General features: G+C 74.4%; 17 protein-coding genes. 7 read left to right on the top strand and 10 right to left on the bottom strand.

The window, feature by feature from the left end:
* Positions 1-3 precede the first annotated feature (3 nt).
* Both IE326_RS40180 and IE326_RS40175 read left to right on the top strand, forming a co-directional pair.
* Positions 4-870 carry an SCO6745 family protein gene (locus IE326_RS40180; RefSeq protein WP_190045141.1) on the top strand — a complete coding sequence of 289 codons (867 nt, stop codon included), beginning with the start codon at positions 4-6 and terminating at the stop codon, positions 868-870.
* A gap of 119 nt (positions 871-989) precedes the next feature.
* Positions 990-3,392: a Tex family protein gene (locus tag IE326_RS40175; protein WP_190045140.1), complete on the top strand. Its 2,403-nt coding sequence runs from the start codon at positions 990-992 to the stop codon at positions 3,390-3,392.
* A gap of 202 nt (positions 3,393-3,594) precedes the next feature.
* Here the strand turns inward: IE326_RS40175 and IE326_RS40170 are convergent, their stop codons facing one another.
* The 5 genes from IE326_RS40170 to IE326_RS40150 form a co-directional block, all read right to left on the bottom strand.
* A complete protein-coding gene (locus tag IE326_RS40170; protein ID WP_150234986.1) occupies positions 3,595-3,999 on the bottom strand; it encodes a hypothetical protein in 405 nt (134 codons plus the stop codon).
* Complete coding sequence (locus IE326_RS40165) at positions 3,996-4,727, bottom strand: 2-phosphosulfolactate phosphatase (RefSeq protein WP_190045139.1); 732 nt, start codon at positions 4,725-4,727, stop codon at positions 3,996-3,998. Before IE326_RS40165 ends, IE326_RS40170 begins: the two co-directional genes overlap by 4 nt.
* The gene (locus IE326_RS40160; protein WP_150234990.1) at positions 4,727-6,364 is read right to left on the bottom strand and encodes an ABC-F family ATP-binding cassette domain-containing protein; all 1,638 of its coding nucleotides are present in this window, start codon (positions 6,362-6,364) and stop codon (positions 4,727-4,729) included. Before IE326_RS40160 ends, IE326_RS40165 begins: the two co-directional genes overlap by 1 nt.
* 73 nt (positions 6,365-6,437) lie before the next feature.
* Positions 6,438-6,743: a hypothetical protein gene (locus IE326_RS40155; protein WP_150234992.1), complete on the bottom strand. Its 306-nt coding sequence runs from the start codon at positions 6,741-6,743 to the stop codon at positions 6,438-6,440.
* A 116-nt stretch (positions 6,744-6,859) separates the two neighbouring features.
* Positions 6,860-8,170 (bottom strand): M14 family metallopeptidase, encoded by a 1,311-nt coding sequence (locus IE326_RS40150; protein ID WP_229915925.1) that lies wholly within the window; start codon positions 8,168-8,170, stop codon positions 6,860-6,862.
* Between the two features lie 204 nt (positions 8,171-8,374).
* On the opposite strand from IE326_RS40150, the gene IE326_RS40145 reads away from it, so the two are divergent.
* Positions 8,375-9,928, top strand: a complete 1,554-nt coding sequence (locus IE326_RS40145; protein WP_190045138.1) for a M1 family metallopeptidase — start codon at positions 8,375-8,377, stop codon at positions 9,926-9,928.
* A gap of 24 nt (positions 9,929-9,952) precedes the next feature.
* Here IE326_RS40145 and IE326_RS40140 read toward each other — a convergent pair whose 3' ends face one another.
* Entirely contained in the window at positions 9,953-10,861 is a 909-nt protein-coding gene (locus tag IE326_RS40140) for an oxygenase MpaB family protein (RefSeq protein ID WP_190045137.1), read from the bottom strand.
* A 139-nt stretch (positions 10,862-11,000) separates the two neighbouring features.
* Positions 11,001-11,492 (bottom strand): F0F1 ATP synthase subunit B family protein, encoded by a 492-nt coding sequence (locus IE326_RS40135; protein WP_150235000.1) that lies wholly within the window; start codon positions 11,490-11,492, stop codon positions 11,001-11,003.
* A gap of 172 nt (positions 11,493-11,664) precedes the next feature.
* Between IE326_RS40135 and sph the strand changes: the two genes are divergently transcribed.
* Positions 11,665-12,645, top strand: coding sequence for a sphingomyelin phosphodiesterase (gene sph / locus IE326_RS40130; protein ID WP_190045136.1), 981 nt, complete (start codon positions 11,665-11,667; stop codon positions 12,643-12,645).
* Between the two features lie 22 nt (positions 12,646-12,667).
* Here sph and IE326_RS40125 read toward each other — a convergent pair whose 3' ends face one another.
* Both IE326_RS40125 and IE326_RS40120 read right to left on the bottom strand, forming a co-directional pair.
* Positions 12,668-13,138 (bottom strand): hypothetical protein, encoded by a 471-nt coding sequence (locus IE326_RS40125; protein ID WP_190045135.1) that lies wholly within the window; start codon positions 13,136-13,138, stop codon positions 12,668-12,670.
* A 94-nt stretch (positions 13,139-13,232) separates the two neighbouring features.
* A complete protein-coding gene (locus IE326_RS40120) occupies positions 13,233-13,715 on the bottom strand; it encodes a macro domain-containing protein (protein ID WP_150235006.1) in 483 nt (160 codons plus the stop codon).
* A gap of 83 nt (positions 13,716-13,798) precedes the next feature.
* On the opposite strand from IE326_RS40120, the gene IE326_RS40115 reads away from it, so the two are divergent.
* From IE326_RS40115 to IE326_RS40105, 3 genes are read left to right on the top strand one after another with little or no spacing between them, the layout of a single operon-like run.
* Entirely contained in the window at positions 13,799-14,008 is a 210-nt protein-coding gene (locus IE326_RS40115) for a helix-turn-helix domain-containing protein (RefSeq protein WP_150235008.1), read from the top strand.
* Positions 14,008-14,550 (top strand): Clp protease N-terminal domain-containing protein, encoded by a 543-nt coding sequence (locus tag IE326_RS40110; protein WP_150235010.1) that lies wholly within the window; start codon positions 14,008-14,010, stop codon positions 14,548-14,550. Before IE326_RS40115 ends, IE326_RS40110 begins: the two co-directional genes overlap by 1 nt.
* Positions 14,551-14,591: 41 nt before the next feature.
* The gene (locus IE326_RS40105; RefSeq protein WP_150235013.1) at positions 14,592-15,329 is read left to right on the top strand and encodes a MerR family transcriptional regulator; all 738 of its coding nucleotides are present in this window, start codon (positions 14,592-14,594) and stop codon (positions 15,327-15,329) included.
* Here the strand turns inward: IE326_RS40105 and IE326_RS40100 are convergent.
* A complete protein-coding gene (locus IE326_RS40100) occupies positions 15,316-17,505 on the bottom strand; it encodes a 3-hydroxyacyl-CoA dehydrogenase NAD-binding domain-containing protein (protein WP_190045134.1) in 2,190 nt (729 codons plus the stop codon). The genes IE326_RS40105 and IE326_RS40100 overlap by 14 nt on opposite strands.
* Between the last annotated feature and the right edge of the window lie 33 nt (positions 17,506-17,538).

Genomic DNA, 17,538 nt, shown 5'->3' with positions numbered 1-17,538 from the left:
GGCATGACCACCACACTGGCCCCGAAGGCGGGGCGCCACTGTCAGGGCGTCCTCAACCCGATCCACTCCACGCTGTACTTCTCCCCCGACCTGGACCGGGAGTTCGGCGCGCTCGGCTTCACCGACACCAGCGCCATGCGGCTCGCCGCGCGCAGCGCCCCGCTCGGTGCCGTCGGGGCGGGCACGGTCGCCGCGACCTTCTACAACTACAACCACGAGCTGCTCGCCCGGCACCTCCCGGCCGTCTGGGAGACCGCCTCGCCCGCGGCCGTCCTCGACGCCCGGCTGCGGACCGCCGACGCCACCCTGCGCCGGCTGCTCGGCGAGGAGACCGTCTCCTCCCCGGAGATGGCCGAGGCCGCCGTCCTCGCCCTGCGGGCCGCCGAGGCGTGCACCCGGCACGCCCGCCCCCTGTACGCCGCCAACGCGGACCTGCCGGTGCCCGAGGAGCCGCACCTCGCCTACTGGCACGCGGCGACCCTGCTGCGCGAGCACCGCGGCGACGGCCACCTCGCCGCCCTGCTCTCCGCCGGCCTGGACCCGGTCGAGGCGCTGGTCTCCCACACCGCCACCGGCAAGGGCATGGCGCCGCGCTGGGTCCTCGGCTCCCGGGGCTGGCGCCGCGCCGACTGGGAGGCCGCGGGGGAGCGGCTGCGCGAGCGCGGGATCCTGGCCGAGGACGGCGAGCTGACGGAGAGCGGCGTCCGGCTGCGCGCCGACCTGGAGGACCTCACGGACCGCCTGGACGCCGCCCCGTACGAGCACCTCGGCGCGGCCGGCGTGGCGCGGCTGACCGAGCTGGGCCGGAAGCTGCTGATCACCGCCGCCGGCGCGGGCGCCTTCCCCGCCGACCTCATCGGCAGGGGCTGACCCGCCCCGGCACCGGCCCGGTTCCGGCGCGCGGAACCGGGCCGGTTGCCGCGTCCGGGTGACGGACGCGGCAGAATGCCCGTGCAAGCCAGTGGTACGAGCAGACGGGTCGGGACACGGTGACGACGTCCATCGAAGCAAGGATCGCCGAGGAACTCGGCGTACGCGAGCGACAGGTGAGGGCGGCGGTCGAGCTCCTCGACGGCGGTTCCACCGTGCCGTTCATCGCGCGCTACCGCAAGGAAGCGACCGAGACGCTCGACGACGCGCAGCTGCGCACCCTGGAGGAGCGGCTGCGCTACCTGCGGGAGCTGGAGGACCGGCGGACCGCCGTCCTCGACTCGGTGCGGGAGCAGGGCAAGCTGACCGGGGAGCTGGAGGCCCGGATCCTGGCCGCCGACACCAAGGCGCGCCTGGAGGACATCTACCTGCCCTTCAAGCCGAAGCGGCGCACCAAGGCGCAGATCGCCCGCGAGGCCGGGCTCGAACCGCTGGCGGAGGGGCTGCTCGCCGACCCGTCGGTGGACCCGGTCGCCGCCGCGACCGCCTTCGTCGACGCGGACAAGGGCGTCGCCGACGCCCCGGCCGCCCTGGAGGGCGCGCGGGCGATCCTCACCGAGCGCTTCTCCGAGGACGCCGACCTCATCGGCGAGCTGCGCGAGCGCATGTGGGGCCGGGGCCGGCTGGTCGCGAAGGTCCGGCAGGGCAAGGAGGAGGAGGGCGCCAAGTTCGCCGACTACTTCGACTTCGCCGAGCCGTTCACCGCGCTGCCCTCGCACCGGATCCTCGCGATGCTGCGCGGCGAGAAGGAGGACGTCCTCGCCCTGGAGCTGGAGCCGGAGGAGCCCGTCGACGGGCCGTCCTCGTACGAGCCGATCGTGGCGGGCCGCTTCGGCATCGCCGACCGGGGGCGCCCCGGCGACAAGTGGCTCCAGGACACGGTCCGCTGGGCCTGGCGCACCCGGATCCTCACGCACCTCGGGATCGACCTGCGGGTGCGGCTGCGGACGGCCGCCGAGGACGAGGCGGTGCGGGTCTTCGCGGCGAACCTGCGGGACCTGCTGCTCGCCGCCCCGGCGGGCACCCGGGCGACGCTGGGCCTCGACCCCGGCTTCCGCACCGGCGTGAAGGTGGCGGTGGTCGACGCGACCGGCAAGGTCGTCGCCACCGACACGATCCACCCCCACGTCCCGGCCAACAGGTGGGACCAGGCGCTGGAGCGGCTGGCGCGGCTCGCGAAGGAGCACGCGGTCGAGCTGATCGCCATCGGCAACGGCACCGCGTCCCGCGAGACCGACAAGCTCGCCGCCGAACTCCTCGCCAAGCACCCCGAGTTGAACCTGACGAAGGTGATGGTCTCGGAGGCCGGCGCCTCCGTCTACTCGGCCTCCGCCTTCGCCTCGCAGGAACTCCCGGACCTGGACGTGTCGTTGCGCGGTGCGGTGTCGATCGCCCGGCGCCTCCAGGACCCGCTGGCCGAGCTGGTGAAGATCGACCCGAAGTCGATCGGCGTCGGCCAGTACCAGCACGACCTCGCCGAGACGAAGCTCTCCCGCTCGCTCGACGCGGTCGTCGAGGACTGTGTGAACGGCGTCGGCGTGGACGTCAACACCGCGTCCGCGCCGCTCCTTTCGCGGGTCTCCGGGATCAGCTCCGGCCTCGCCGAGAACATCGTGGCGCACCGCGACGCCCACGGCCCCTTCCGCTCCCGCAGGGCGCTCAAGGACGTGTCGCGGCTCGGCCCGAAGGCGTACGAGCAGTGCGCGGGCTTCCTCCGCATCCGGGGCGGCGACGACCCGCTGGACGCGTCGGCGGTGCACCCGGAGGCGTACCCGGTGGTGCGGCGGATGGCGAAGACCACCGGCGGCGAGGTCGCCGCGCTGATCGGCGACACCGGCACGCTGCGGTCGCTGCGGCCCGCCGACTTCGTCGACGACTCCTTCGGCCTGCCGACCGTCACCGACATCCTGCGCGAGCTGGAGAAGCCGGGCCGCGACCCCCGGCCCGCCTTCAGGACCGCCACCTTCAAGGAGGGCGTCGAGAAGATCGGCGACCTGGTGCCGGGAATGGTCCTGGAGGGCGTCGTCACGAACGTGGCGGCGTTCGGGGCGTTCGTGGACGTCGGTGTGCACCAGGACGGTCTGGTGCACGTCTCCGCCATGTCGAAGACCTTCGTCAAGGACCCCCGGGACGTGGTGAAGCCGGGCGACGTGGTGAAGGTGAAGGTCCTCGACGTCGACATCCCGCGGAAGCGGATCTCGCTGACGCTGCGGCTGGACGACGCGGCGACGGCGGCGACGGAGGGCGGCTCCGGCGAGCACGGACCCCGGCGCGACCGGGGCGGGCGGCCGCCGCAGCAGCGGCAGGGCGGCCAGGGGCGTGACCAGGGGCGCGACCGGGGTCAGGGGCGCCAGGGCGGGGGTCAGGGCCAGAAGCGCCAGGGCGCCGCGCCGGCGAACAGCGCGATGGAGGACGCCCTGCGGAAGGCGGGTCTCCTCGGGGACGGGCGCCAGCAGCGCTGAGCCCGGCGGGGCACGGCGGAGCGGAGGCGCCCGCGAGGGCGCCGTTCCGCCGTGCCCACCCGCTGCGCCCCTTGCGGGACACCCGCCCGCGACGGAGCAGCGGAGCCGCGCGGGCGCCGGGTCCCGGGGTGGACACCGCCTTGGCGGAGGGCCCGCCCACGACGAGGGGCGGGCCGCCCCGGCGGAACGCCCCCGACGGGGATCACGGCAGGAAGCGGAGTGCCCAGTCGGCCCGGTTGGCCACGGTCAGGTCGTCGTCGCGGGTCATCGGCCGCAGGACGGTCTCCGCGGTCTTCGGGTCGGCCTGCACGAGGTCGACGATCTCCGCGGCCAGGCCGTCCTGGTCGTCGCCGAGGTCCACCGCCGAGGCGCGGACCAGGACCGGGAGGGTCTCCGCTCCGCCGAGGGCGGCGACGACGCCGCCGAGGAGTTCGCGGGCGTAGCCGTTGCGCTCGGCGACGGCCCCGGCCAGTTCGGACTCCAGGCGGGGCAGCAGCGCCCGGTCGCCGCCGGCGGCGATCTCGTCGGCGAGGTCGATCGTGGCGTCGACGTCCGCGTCGAGGTCGTCCAGCATCGCGAGGAGCCGGGTCACGCTGTCGTCGGTCATGGTGCCTCCGTAAATGCGCCGTCCGTGAGGACGGGGACGGCGGTCGACGCGTCGGTCTCGGCGGCCACCTCCACGTCCTGCGGATAGCCGTACTCGTACAGTTCACGGCCCGAGGCGCAGCCGTGCAAGGCGGCGGCCGGGTCGTCCGTCGCCGCCCACAGCGTGGCCGCCGCGGTCGCCTCGGGGGTCGGGTGGAGCCCGGGCGCGAGGGCGCGCAGGGCGTCGAGGACCGCGCCGGCCCCCAGGTGGTCCTCCAGGGCGGGGCGCAGCGAGCCGTCCGGCCACCGCTCGCCGGAGGCGATCACGGCGAGGGGGCGCGCCTCGGAGCCGTACCCCTGCCGGAGGAGCCACTGGGCGACGGCGGTGCGGTTGCGGAGCGAGGCGGCGACGACGGTCGCGCCGCCGGCCTCGGCGGCGATGGTGGAGCCGTTCGGGGAGGGCAGGACCAGCCGGGGCGGGGCGGGGGCGGTGCGGAGCGCCGCCGGGGAGAGCGACCAGGGGTGCGCGGCCGTGACCCGGCGGCGGCCGACCGCGAGGGCGGCGTCGTGCTCCCGGGCGTACGCGGCGGCCGTGGCGTCCCGCCGGCGGTAGGGGAGGACGGCGGTGCCGCGCTCGACGGCGACGCCGACGGCGGTGGTGAAGGAGAGCACGTCGACGACGACCAGGCAGGCCGCGGCGGGGGCCAGGGCCCGCGCCTCGGCGGGGCCCCAGCCGAAGGAGACCGTCATCAGAGCTCGGTCGCCTTGCCGTCCGCGACCTCGATCCTGCGGTTCACGCGGACCGCGTCGAGCATGCGGCGGTCGTGGGTGACCAGGAGGAGGGTGCCCTCGTAGGTGTCGAGGGCGGACTCCAGCTGTTCGATGGCGGGCAGGTCGAGGTGGTTGGTCGGCTCGTCGAGGACGAGGAGGTTGACGCCGCGGCCCTGGAGGAGGGCGAGGGCGGCGCGGGTCCGCTCGCCCGGGGAGAGGGTGGTGGCGGGGCGCAGCACGTGGTCGGCCTTGAGGCCGAACTTGGCGAGCAGGGTCCGCACGTCGGCCGGTTCGGTGTCGGGGACGGCGGCGCAGAAGGCGTCGAGGAGCGTCTCGGTGCCGTGGAAGAGCTTGCGGGCCTGGTCGACCTCGCCGACGACGACGCCGGGTCCGAGGGCGGCGTGGCCGGAGTCGAGCGGGAGGCGGCCGAGGAGGGCGGCGAGCAGGGTGGACTTGCCGGCGCCGTTGGCTCCGGTGACGGCGACCCGGTCGGCCCAGTCGATCTGGAGGGTGACGGGGCCGAAGGAGAAGTCGCCGCGGCGGACCTCGGCGTCGCGGAGGGTGGCGACGACGGAGCCGGAGCGGGGGGCGGCGGCGATCTCCATCCGCAGCTCCCACTCCTTGCGGGGCTCGTCGACGACGTCCAGGCGCTCGATCATGCGCTGGGTCTGGCGGGCCTTGGCGGCCTGCTTCTCGCTGGACTCGCCGCGCAGCTTGCGGCCGATCTTGTCGTTGTCGGTGGCCTTGCGGCGGGCGTTGCGGACGCCCTTGTCCATCCAGTTGCGCTGCATGAGCGCGCGGCTCTCCAGGGCGGACTTCTTGTCGGCGTACTCCTCGTACTCCTCGCGGGCGTGCCGGCGGGCGGTGGCCCGCTCCTCCAGGTAGGCGTCGTAGCCGCCGCCGTAGAGGGTGATCTGCTGCTGGGCGAGGTCGAGTTCGAGGACCTTGGTGACGGTGCGGGTGAGGAACTCGCGGTCGTGGCTGACGACGACGGTGCCGGCCCGCAGGCCCTTCACGAAGGCTTCGAGGCGCTCCAGGCCGTCGAGGTCGAGGTCGTTCGTCGGCTCGTCGAGGAGGAAGACGTCGTAGCGGGAGAGGAGGAGGGAGGCGAGGCCGGCGCGGGCGGCCTGGCCGCCGGAGAGGCCGGTCATCGGCTGGTCGAGGCCGACGGTGAGGCCGAGGGAGGCGGCGACCTCCTCGGCGCGCTCGTCGAGGTCGGCGCCGCCGAGGTCGAGCCAGCGCTCCAGGGTGGTGGCGTACGCGTCGTCGGCGCCGGGGGTGCCGTCGACGAGGCCCTGGGTGGCCTCGTCCATGGCGGCCTGGGCGGCGGCGACGCCGGTGCGGCGGGCCAGGAAGTCGCGGACGGTCTCCTCCGGGCGCCGCTCGGGCTCCTGCGGGAGGTGGCCCACGGTCGCGGTCGGCGGCGAGAGGCGGACCTCGCCCTCCTCGGGGGCGTCGAGTCCGGCGAGGAGCCGCAGCAGGCTCGACTTGCCGGCGCCGTTGACGCCGACGAGGCCGATGACGTCGCCGGGGGCGACGACGAGGTCGAGGCCGGCGAAGAGGGTGCGTTCGCCGTGGCCGGCGGCGAGGTCCTTGGCGACGAGTGTGGCAGTCATCAGACCACGCATCCTACGTGGGCGCGGGGCCGCCGGGGCGGGGCCGGGTGTCCGGTCCCGCCCCGGCGGTCGCTCACCTCCCGAACGGGGGGCTCACGATCTCGTCGGCGCGCTCGCACTGCCGGGCGCGGCGGTCCAGGGCGTCGGCGCGGGCGGCGGCGCGGCGGGCCTCCTCGCGGGCGCCGAGGCGCTTGAGCTGGGCGGCGCGGCTGCGCTCGGCGTGGGCCTGGCGCCGCAGCTGCTCCGGGTGGCAGGTGCCGCTGACGGCCGCCTCGGCGGCCGGGGCGGCGGCGGTCTGCCCGAGCAGCAGGCCCCCGGCCAGCAGCGTCGTGGCGAGCAGGGCGGGCAGGATGCGGCGCGCGGGCGTCGCGTGGTGCATGGGTTTCTCCAAGTCGGGGGCGTGGCGCCCCTGGTGAGGCATGGTCAGTACCGGTCGGTAACTTTACGTGTCCCGAAGGGACCGGCCGGACGTGACCCGCCGTGCGCACCCGATCGTCAGCACTTCTCCACAGGACGCCCATCGACCAGGGGGTGGGCCGCGCGCCCGTCGAGCAGCAGGGGGACGAGGAGCCGCAGCGGCTGGCGCAGCGGCACGAGGGCGCCGCCGTCCGGCTCCGGCCGCACCGTCACGCCGTGCAGGGCCAGTTCGTCGGCGACCTCCGCGTGGCGGGCGGCGTCGAGGCGGTAGCCGCAGGGCGGGTCGGCGATGACCTCGGCGGGCTCCGGCGGGTCGTTGTCGGCGCCGCCGAGGTGGACGGGGCCGCTGTCGGCGAGGCCGGTGAGCCGGGCGGCGGAGGTGGCGGCGGCGAGCGGGCCGCCGCGCTCGGAGACGTACGCGAGGACCGAGCGCAGGACGGTGCGGTGGGTGGCGACCCGGCGCAGGGGGCCGAGGGCGGGGTCGCGCTCCTCGGCCTCGCCGAGCGGGTCGGCCCGGGTCTCGGCGAGGAGGGCGGCCATGTGCTTGATGCCGGCCGTGTTGCGCAGGATGCGCTCCTGGCCGTCGCCCGCGACCTGCTTCACCGGCCGGCCGGTGAGGGGGTCGGTCCAGATGCCGTAGACGCCGTGGGTGTACCCGGCGAGGCCGGCGCCGGGGCGGACGTACTCCTCCGTGAGGGCGAGGGACTCGGCGTGGACGCGGGGGTCGGTGTCGAGGCTGCGCGGCCAGAGGGCGAGCAGGTCCTTGTCGTAGTACTCGGGGGTGGCCTCGTACTCGTGGAGGTCGTGGACGAGGTCGGGCCTGCGGTCGCGGAGCACGGCGGCGAGGGCGCGGGCCTCGGGGGTGCGCAGGGCGAGGTGGTCGCGGTTGACGTCGATGCCGGCGGCGTTGCCCCGGGTGCCGGCCTCGCGGCCGTCGGGGTTGGCGTCGGGCACGACGAGGACGGTGGTGCGGGCGAGGAGGCGCAGGGTCGCGGGGTCGCGGGTGAGGGCGAGGTCGCGGACGGCGGTGAGGCACGCCTCCCGGCCGGCGGGTTCGTCGCCGTGCTGGCTGCACACGAGCAGGAGGGTGACGGCGCCGTGCGGGGCGCCGAGGGCGGCGAGCCGCAGCGGCCTGCCCTGCTCGCTGGTGCCGATGACGGTGACCGCGACCCGGTCGCTGCCCCGGTCGACGGCGGCGAGGAAGTCCCGCTCCTCCGCCCCGGTGGTCCAGCGGGCGCCGCCGCTCGTCTCGAAGCCGGTCCGGGGCGGGGCGGGCCGCTCGGCGGGGGCGGCCGCCTTCGCCGGGAAGGTCACGAGGGGCAGTCCGAGCACGGCGGTCCCGGCGGCGAGGGCCAGGGCGCGGCGCGTGGCACGCGATCGCATCGGCATGGGGCGGAACGTACTCGCCGTCCCCGCCGGGACGGAAGACCGCGTACGGGAATCGGGTGAACCGGTGCTTCGTGTCGGCCGAATGGCGATCGTGTGACGGGACGCGCCCTTTACGTGACCCTGCGTCGCGTGGTTCATAGAGTCCGAACTAAGGACCGACGCCCACCCACGCGTCTTACGTTTCTTATGACTTGGGGAGCACCCGTGCACCGCAGAATCATCGTTCCGAGCGCCCTCGCCGCCTCCCTCCTGCTGGCGATCCCGGCATCGGCGGCCGACTACGTCCCGGGCGCGCCGGGCATCGGCGACTCCTACTACCCCGCCAGCGGCAACGGCGGCTACGACGTCTCGCACTACGACCTGCGCCTGAAGTACCAGCCGGCCACCGACCTCCTGGAGGGCACGGCGACGATCCTGGCGACGACCACGCAGAACCTCTCCCGCTTCAACCTGGACCTGGGGCTGAAGGCGAGCGAGGTGCGGGTCGACGGCCGGCTCGCGAGGTTCACCGCCACCGGGGAGCACGAGCTGGAGATCGTCCCGGCCGTGCCGCTGCCGAGGAACAAGCAGGTCACGGTGGTCGTGCGCTACGCGGGCAAGCCGTCCGGGTTCAAGGTCGACGGCTGGTCGGCCTGGCACCGCACCCCGGACGGCGGCGTCGCCGCGCAGGAGCCGGACTCGGCGGCCTGGTGGTTCCCGTCCAACGACCACCCGCGCGACAAGGCCACCTTCGACGTGTCGGTGTCGGTGCCGGACGGCACCCAGGCGATCAGCAACGGCGTGCTCCAGTCGCAGTCCTCGCGGCTCGGCTGGACCCGCTTCAACTGGCGTTCCAACAAGCCGCAGGCGACGTATCTGGCCACGCTCGCGGTCGGGAAGTTCGACATCACGACGGACACGACCGCGAACGGGCTGCCTGTCCTCAACGCCTACAGCAAGGACCTCGGCGACAACGCGGGCGCGGCCCGGGCCTCGATCGAGCGGACCGCCGAGGTCGCCGAGTGGCTGGAGGGGGTCTTCGGCCCGTACCCGTTCAACGCGCTCGGCGGCTACGTGCCCAACGTGACCAGCGGGTACGCCCTGGAGACGCAGACCAGGCCGTTCTACAGCCCGCGCCAGTTCGCGAACGGCGCGAACGTGTCGGTGGTCGTGCACGAGCTGGCCCACCAGTGGTACGGCGACAGCGTGTCGGTGCGCGACTGGAAGGACATCTGGGTCAACGAGGGCTTCGCCCGCTACAGCCAGTGGCTGTGGTCGGAGAAGGAGGGCGAGGGCACGGCCCAGGAGCTGGCGGACTACGTCTACGCGACGCGGACGGCCGAGGACCCGTTCTGGACGGTGCGGCCGGGCGACCCGGGTCCGGACAACCAGTTCCACATCGCCGTGTACGACCGGGGCGCGCTGGCGCTCCAGGCGCTGCGGAACGAGATCGGCGACGAGGACTTCTTCGCGATCCTGAAGGGCTGGCCGCAGCGGTTCGCGCACGGCAACGCCCGGGTCGCGGACTTCGTCCGGTACGCGGAGCAGGTCTCCGGCAAGCCGCTGGCCGCGCTCTTCGACACCTGGCTGTACGAGCCGTCGAAGCCGGCCGCCGGACCCTCGCCGGCCGCCTCCGCCGCCTCCGCGCCGGCTTCCGCCGCGGCTTCCGCGCCCGCTTCCGCCGGGCGGACGGCGGCTTCGGCGGGCAAGCCGGTCCAGCCGAAGTCCTGGAAGAAGATCGCGGCGACGAACACGGTCCACGAGCACGGGGACCACTGAGGCACCGCCCCGGGAGGCCGCCCGTCAGCGACGGGCGGCCTCCCGGGCGCGCCGGGCGAGCGGGAGGTAGCGCAGCCGCTCGGGCAGGGCGGGGACGACGGCGCGGACGACCCGGGCCAGGCGGCGCAGCCGGCGCTCCTGCTCCGGCGTCCACTCCAGGCCGATGGCGGCGCGGGCGTCCGGCGGCATCAGGCCCACGGTGAGGAAGGCGCGGACCCGCTGGAAGGGGCGGCGGAGCAGCGGCCACAGGGGGCGCAGCGCGAGCCGCAGGAGCAGCGGGCCCCGGTCGGGGGCGGGCACGGGGGCGTCCGGGTCGATGAGCTCGCGGACGACGGCGGTGGCCTCCAGCTCCTCGGCGAGGACCCGGCGGTAGTAGGGCCAGAACTCCTCGGCGGTCTGCGGCATGTCGCGGTCGTGGATGCCGAGGATCCGGCCGACCTGGAGCCACTCCGCGTAGAGCCGGCGGTCCTGGGCCGCGGTGAGGGGCCGGTGGAGCAGGGCGAGGCCGTGCCGGTAGACGGGGTAGCCGGTGGCGTGCACCCAGGAGTAGTAGGCGGGCGTCAGCGCGTGGTAGCGGCGCCCGTGGGCGTCGGCGCCCTGGATGTCCCGGTGCAGCGCGCGCAGCCTGCGCCCCTCGGCGGCGGCCGCCTCGCCGCCGTACACCCACAGCTGGAGGGAGCGCAGCGAGCGCTCGCCCCGGCCCCAGGGGTCGGTGCGGAAGACGGAGTGCTCGTCGACGCCCGCGCCGATCGCGGGGTGGGCGACCTGCATGGTGAGGGCGGCGGGGAGCATGAGGAGCGCGCGGACGTCCCCGGCGACGCTCCACAGGACGCCGCCGACGGGCGGCGGGGCGGGGTCGGCGGGTGCGGACCGGCCGCGCGGGCCGGGCCCGCCGGCCGGGGCGCCGGTGACGGCCTCGCTGCGGGTGCTCATACGGGGGTCCCCTGCCTCTCGCGTCGGTGGCGGCCCCTCCAGGGTGCACCCCCGGGGGCGGTACGACGACGCCGGGGCCGTGCCCGGGGGCTCTCGCCCCGGGCACGGCCCCGGCGGTGGTGGTGCGGGTCGGTCGCGGTCAGGCGCGGTCGGCGCCGACCGGCTCGCCGACGATGCGGCCGGCGAGGGCGTGGGCCCAGGCGTCGACGTCGGCGTTGAGCTCGCGCTCGGCGGCCTCGCGCTCGCTGGCGATCTTCGCGGTGCCGGCGGCGAGGATGGCGTCGCGCTCGGTCTGGCCCTCGGCGCGGGCGGCGGCGATGGCGGCGGAGCCCTCCTCGACGGCCTTGGAGCGGATGCGGGCGGCCTCGTGGCGGGCCTCGGCGAGCTCGGCCTCGTACTGGGCGCGGATCTCGGCGGCCTCGGCGCGCAGGTCGTCGGCGCGGCCGGTGGCGCCCTCGGTGGCGTCCTCACGCTTGTCGAGCGTGTCCTTGATCTTCGGCAGGATCACCTTGGCCATGAAGAAGAAGGTGATGAAGAACACGACGAAGCCGAGGATGAGCTCGGCCCAGACGGGGTTGAGCGGACCGAGGTCCATGTTGAAGATCTTGGCGTTGGAGGCGAGGGTCGTCATGGCGCGCATTCTACCTGGTCCCGGAAGCGGCGAATCGTACACCCGGGCGATCGTTGGCGCGCTCGTACGACGCAGGCAAGATTCCCGGCACCCAGAGGCTACCGGAAGGTAACTACGGCTGGTTGTATGGCCCGCGCCGAGTCCAACCCCCCACTCCTCGAAGGGAGTTCACGTGTCCCTCAGCACGTTCCGCCGCATCTCCGGTGCCGCCGTGTCCCTCGCGCTCGCCGCCGGCGCCCTGGCGGCGGCCGCACCCGCCGCCTCCGCGGCCCCCACGGAGGCCCCCCGCCTGAAGGTGCTCACCTACAACGCCTTCCTCTTCTCGAAGAGCCTGTACCCGAACTGGGGACAGGACCACCGGGCCCGGGCGATCCCCGCCGCCCCCTTCTTCCAGGGCCAGGACGTCGTGGTGCTCCAGGAGGCCTTCGACAACTCCTCCTCGGACGCGCTCAAGGCGAACGCCGCCGCGGCCTACCCGTACCAGACGCCCGTCGTGGGCCGCTCCAGGACCGGCTGGGACGCCACCGGCGGCGCCTACTCGGCCACCACCCCCGAGGACGGCGGGGTGACGATCCTCAGCAAGTGGCCGGTCGTCCGCAAGGAGCAGTACGTCTACAAGGACGCCTGCGGCTCCGACTGGTACTCGAACAAGGGCTTCGCCTACGTCGTCCTCGACGTGAACGGCAGCCGCGTGCACGTGGTCGGCACCCACGCCCAGTCCACCGACCCGGGCTGCTCGGCGGGCGAGGCGGCGCAGATGCGCAGCCGGCAGTTCAGGGCGATGGACGCCTTCCTCGACGCGAAGAACATCCCGGCGGGCGAGCAGGTGATCGTCGCGGGCGACATGAACGTCGACACCCGCACCCCCGAGTACGCCACGATGCTCGCCGACGCGGGCCTGGCCGGCGCCGACGCCCGGACCGGGCACCCGTACTCCTTCGACACCGAGCTGAACTCGATCGCGGCGGACCGCTACCCGGACGACCCCCGCGAGGACCTCGACCACGTCCTGTACCGGGCGGGGAACGCCCGCCCGGCGAACTGGACGAACCACGTGGTCCTGGAGTCGACCGCGCCGTGGACCGTCTCCAGCTGGGGCACGACGTACACGTACACCAACCTGTCGGACCACTACCCGGTGACCGCCTCCTGATCCCCGGGCCGCTCCCCGGGCGTCAGTAGCCGGGGCCGCCGAAGACGCTGTAGACCCAGGCGGCCACGGCGACGCCGACCAGCAGCAGCACCACCCAGGAGCCGGCACCCGTGTGCCGGCTCCCGGCCGTGCGCCGCGCCTTCCCCCGCTTCCGCTCCCCCGCTGGGCGGCCGGCCCGGGACGGCCCGGGGTCCGGGTCGGCCGCGGCGGCGACCTCGGCGAGCATCCGGCGGCAGACGGTGGCCAGTTCGGCGACCGGCACGGTCAGGTCGACCACGACCTCGGTACGGGCCGGGGCCGTGGTCCCCCCGTCGAGGAGCCGCCCGGCCCGCAGCAGCGCCTGGTCCTTGCCGCCCGTCGGCGCGAGGCTGATCCAGCGCCCCACGTGCTCCCCCCGGATCACGACGCCCCCGCCCCGCTCCCGGTACACCGTGTGCTCCCGCCACAGGACCCCGGCCAATTCCGCCGCCGTCTCCCTGAGTTGCGCGTACATCCCACTCCCCTGTCCCGTGCCCGCCGACGCGGACCGGCCGCCGACTCTAACCCCCGCGCGACCGTCCCCCCGGCCCGGCCCCGGCCGCCGCCCCTTACGCGCCGAAGTCGTACACGGTGACCGGTATCCCCCGCGCCACCAGCCGCTCCCCGACCAAGGGCTCCACCCGGTCCCAGGTGCCGCCGGCGAGCCCGCAGCCGATCCGGGGCATGTGGACGGAGGCGCCGAGCCCGACGGCCCTGTCGGCGAGCGACCCCAGCGCCCGGTCGATCGCCTCGTAGCGGACGGGGACGGCGGTGCTCCGCGCGGTGCGGATCCCCCGCTGCCCCACCAGGTTCGCCACCCAGAGCCGCGGCGCGACCTGGACGAACTGCGCCGCGCCGAGGCCGAAGTCGTTGGTCGCGCGCTCCCGGTACCAGCGGCGGTACGCCGCCTCCGGCTCCGGCCAGCGGCGGGAGACGGCGAGCACGAAGCCCCTGCCCCAGCCGCCCAGGTCGTTGCAGACGTGGGCGACGATCCGGACGCCCTCGCCCCGGGGGGCGGTGGCGTCGCCGTGCGCGTAGGTGATCCCGGTCATGAGGAGACCGTAGACGGCCGCTCCGACAGCGGGGTATGTCAACCCTGGTTGACAGAGGTCGACTGTCAACCTACATTGACAGAATGACCGATGCGACCGATCTCGCCGCGCGGGCCGGTGACCGCGATCCCCGGGTGGGGCTGCGGGCCGTGTCCGCCCTGCGGCGGCTGTTGGAACAACTGGAGGCCGTCCAGGTGCGCAGCGCGCGCAACCAGGGGTGGTCGTGGCAGGAGATCGCCACCGAGCTCGGCGTCAGCCGGCAGGCCGTTCACAAGAAGCACGGGAGGCAGTGATGTTCGAGCGGTTCACGAAGGCGGCACGGAACGTGGTGAAGGGGGCGGTCGGGCACGCGGAGCGCGGCGGGGCCGGATCCGTGGGCGCCGAGCACCTGCTGCTCGCGCTGCTCGACCGGGAGGACACCCGGGCGGCGGCGGTGCTCGGGCGGCTGTGCCCGGCGGAGCGCCGGCCGGCGCTGGTCGCCGCGCTCGCCGACGCGCGCCGGCGGGCCGGGCTGTCCCGGGCGGACTCCGAGGCGCTCGCGGACCTGGGCATCGACGTCGACGCGATCGTCGCCCGCGTCGAGGAGACCCACGGGACCGGGGCGCTCTCCGGCGGCCGCAGGTCCTCGGGGCGCAGGCCCTTCTCCCGGGAGGCGAAGACCGTCCTGGAGAAGTCCCTGCGGATGGCACTGGCCCGCAAGGACCGGGAGATCGGCGACGAGCACCTGCTCCTGGCCCTCACCGCGGCCGGCGGGGTCGTCGCGGAGGCGCTGGCCGACCACGGGGTGACCCACACCGCCGTCGAGGCCGCCCTCGCCGCGCCCGCCCCGCTCTGAACCCTTTTACAGCGCTGGTGAGACAGCAATACTGTTGAACCATGGAGGACGTGAGCGACGAGGGACTGCCGCCGGGCTTCACGGTCGACGAGCTGGCCGCTCGGGCCGGGGTCACGGTGCGGACCGTGCGGTTCTACGGGACGCGGGGGCTGCTGCCGCCGCCGGTGATCGGGCCCCGGCGGGTGGGGCGGTACGGGCCGGAGCACCTGGCCCGGCTCGCGCTCATCGAGGAGCTCCAGCGGCAGGGCATGACGCTCGCCGCGATCGAGCGGTACCTGGAGCAGCTGCCCGCCGACCTGAGCGCGCAGGACCTCGCCGTGCACCGGGCGCTGGTGGCGTCCTGGGCGCCCGAGTCCGCCGAGACGATCACCCGGCGCGAGCTGGAGCGGCGGGCCGGGCGGGAGCTCGCCGACCGGGACGTCGAGCGGCTCGCCGCCATGGGGGTGCTGGAGGCCGGCGGGGATCCGGACGTGTTCCGGCTCGACGGGTCGCTGCTGCGCCTCGGGGTCGAGATGCTGGACGTGCCCATCGAGCACGACACCATCCTGGCCTCGCGGACCGTGCTCCTGGACCACGCCCGGTCCGCCGCGCAGGAATTGGCCCGGCTCTTCCAGGAGCAGGTGTGGAACCCGTACCGGGAGAGCGGGGAGGACCCGGACCACCTGACCGCCATGAAGTCGCTGTCCGCGCACATGCAGCCGATCGTGGTCCAGGCCCTCGTCACCGCCTTCCAGCGGTCCCTGAGCGAGGAGTTGCGCTCCGCGTTCAGGAACCGCTGACCCGCTGGTCCGTGAACGTCTCGCCGCGCTCGGCCTTCTCCACCAGGAGGGCCGGCGGGGCGAAGCGCTCGCCGTAGGTCTCCGCCAGTTCGCGGGCGCGGGCGACGAAGCCGGCGACGCCGCCCTCGTAGCCGTTGACGTACTGGAGGATGCCGCCGGTCCAGGCGGGGAAGCCGATGCCCATGATGGAGCCGATGTTGGCGTCGGCGACCGAGGTCAGGACGCCCTCCTCCAGGAGGCGGACGGTGTCCAGTGCCTCGGAGAAGAGCATCCGCTCCTGCATGTCGCGGAAGGGGATCTCGTACCCGGGCCTGGTGAAGTGCTCGCGCAGGCCCGGCCAGAGCCTGCCGCGCTTGCCGGACTCGTCGTAGTCGTAGAAGCCGGCGCCGCCGCTGCGGCCGGGGCGGCCGAACTCGTCGACCATGCGGTCGATGACGACCTCGCCGGGGTGGGTGACCCAGGTGCCGCCCTCGTCCTCGATCGCCTTCTTCGTCTCGTTGCGGATCTTGCGCGGGAGGGTGAGGGTCAGCTCGTCCATGAGGGAGAGGACCTTCGCCGGGTACCCGGCCTGGGCGGCGGCCTGCTCGACGGAGGCGGGCTCGATGCCCTCGCCGACCATGGCGACGCCCTCGTTGATGAAGTGGCCGATGACCCGCGAGGTGAAGAAGCCTCGCGAGTCGTTGACGACGATCGGCGTCTTGTTGATCTGGCGGACCAGGTCGAAGGCGCGGGCCAGGGCCTCGTCGCCGGTGCGCTCGCCCTTGATGATCTCGACCAGCGGCATCTTGTCGACCGGGGAGAAGAAGTGCAGGCCGATGAAGTCGGCCTGGCGCTCCACGCCCTCGGCGAGGACGGTGATCGGCAGGGTGGAGGTGTTGGAGCAGAGCAGCGCGTCGGCGTCGACGACGTGCTGGATCTCCTGGAAGACCTTGTGCTTGAGCGCGGTGTCCTCGAAGACGGCCTCGATGACCGCGTCGCAGCCGGCCAGCGCCTGCGGGTCGGAGGTCGGGGTGATCCGGGCGAGGAGGGCGTCGGCCTTCTCCTGCGTGGTGCGGCCCCGGGAGACGGCCTTGGCGCAGAGCTTCTCCGAGTACGCCCTGCCCTTGGCGGCGGCCTCGTCGGTGACGTCCTTGAGGACGACCTCGATGCCGGCGCGGGCGCAGGAGTAGGCGATGCCGGCGCCCATCATGCCGGCGCCGAGCACGGCGACCTTGCGGACCTGGCGCTTCTCGACGTCCTTGGGGCGGCTGGCGCCGGAGTTGACGGCCTGGAGGTCGAAGAAGAACGCCTGGATCATGTTCTTCGCGGTCTGGCCGGTGACCAGCTCGGTGAAGTAGCGGGACTCGATGACCTGCGCGGTCTCGAAGTCCACCTGGGAGCCCTCGACGGCGGCGGCCATGATGTTGCGCGGGGCCGGGTAGGGGGCGCCGTTGAGCGTCTTGCGCAGGTTGGCGGGGAAGGCCGGCAGATTGGCGGCGAACTTCGGGTTCGACGGGGTGCCGCCGGGGATCCGGTACCCGGGGACGTCCCAGGGCTGGGCGGACTCCGGGTGCGTGTCGATGAAGGCGATGGCCTTGGCCATCATCTCCTCAGGCGTGGACGCCAGTTCGTGGATCAGACCGCTGTCGAGGGCGCGCTTCGGCGTGTACTGGGTGCCCTGGAGGAGCACCTTCAGGAGGGCGTCGGTGATGCCCATGAGGCGGACCGTGCGGGTGACGCCGCCACCGCCGGGCAGCAGGCCGAGGGTGACCTCGGGGAGGCCGATCTTGGAGCCGGGCGCGTCCAGCGCGATCCGGTGGTGCGAGGCGAGCGCGATCTCGTAACCGCCGCCCAGGGCGGCGCCGTTGAGGGCGGCGACGACCGGCTTGCCGAGGGTCTCGATGCGGCGCAGGGCGCGCTTCATGTCCATCGCGGCGTCGAAGATGTCCTTGGCGTGCTCGGGGCCCGCCTGGATCATGTCCTTGAGGTCGCCGCCGGCGAAGAAGGTCTTCTTCGCGGAGGTGTAGATGACGCCCCGGATCGAGTCCTTCTCGGCCTCCAGGCGGTCGGCGACGGCCGTGATCGACGCGCGGAACGCCTGGTTCATGGTGTTGGCGGACTGGTTCGGGTCGTCGAGGACGAGGGTGACGATCCCCGTGTCGTCCTGCTCCCAGCGGATGGTGGTGCTCTCGCTCATGACTGATGCTTCTCCGGTTGAAGGGTGCGGACG

The organism is Streptomyces filamentosus (genome assembly GCF_014654895.1).
Classification (GTDB): domain Bacteria; phylum Actinomycetota; class Actinomycetes; order Streptomycetales; family Streptomycetaceae; genus Streptomyces; species Streptomyces filamentosus.
This window is presented reverse-complemented; position numbering and strand designations above follow the sequence as displayed.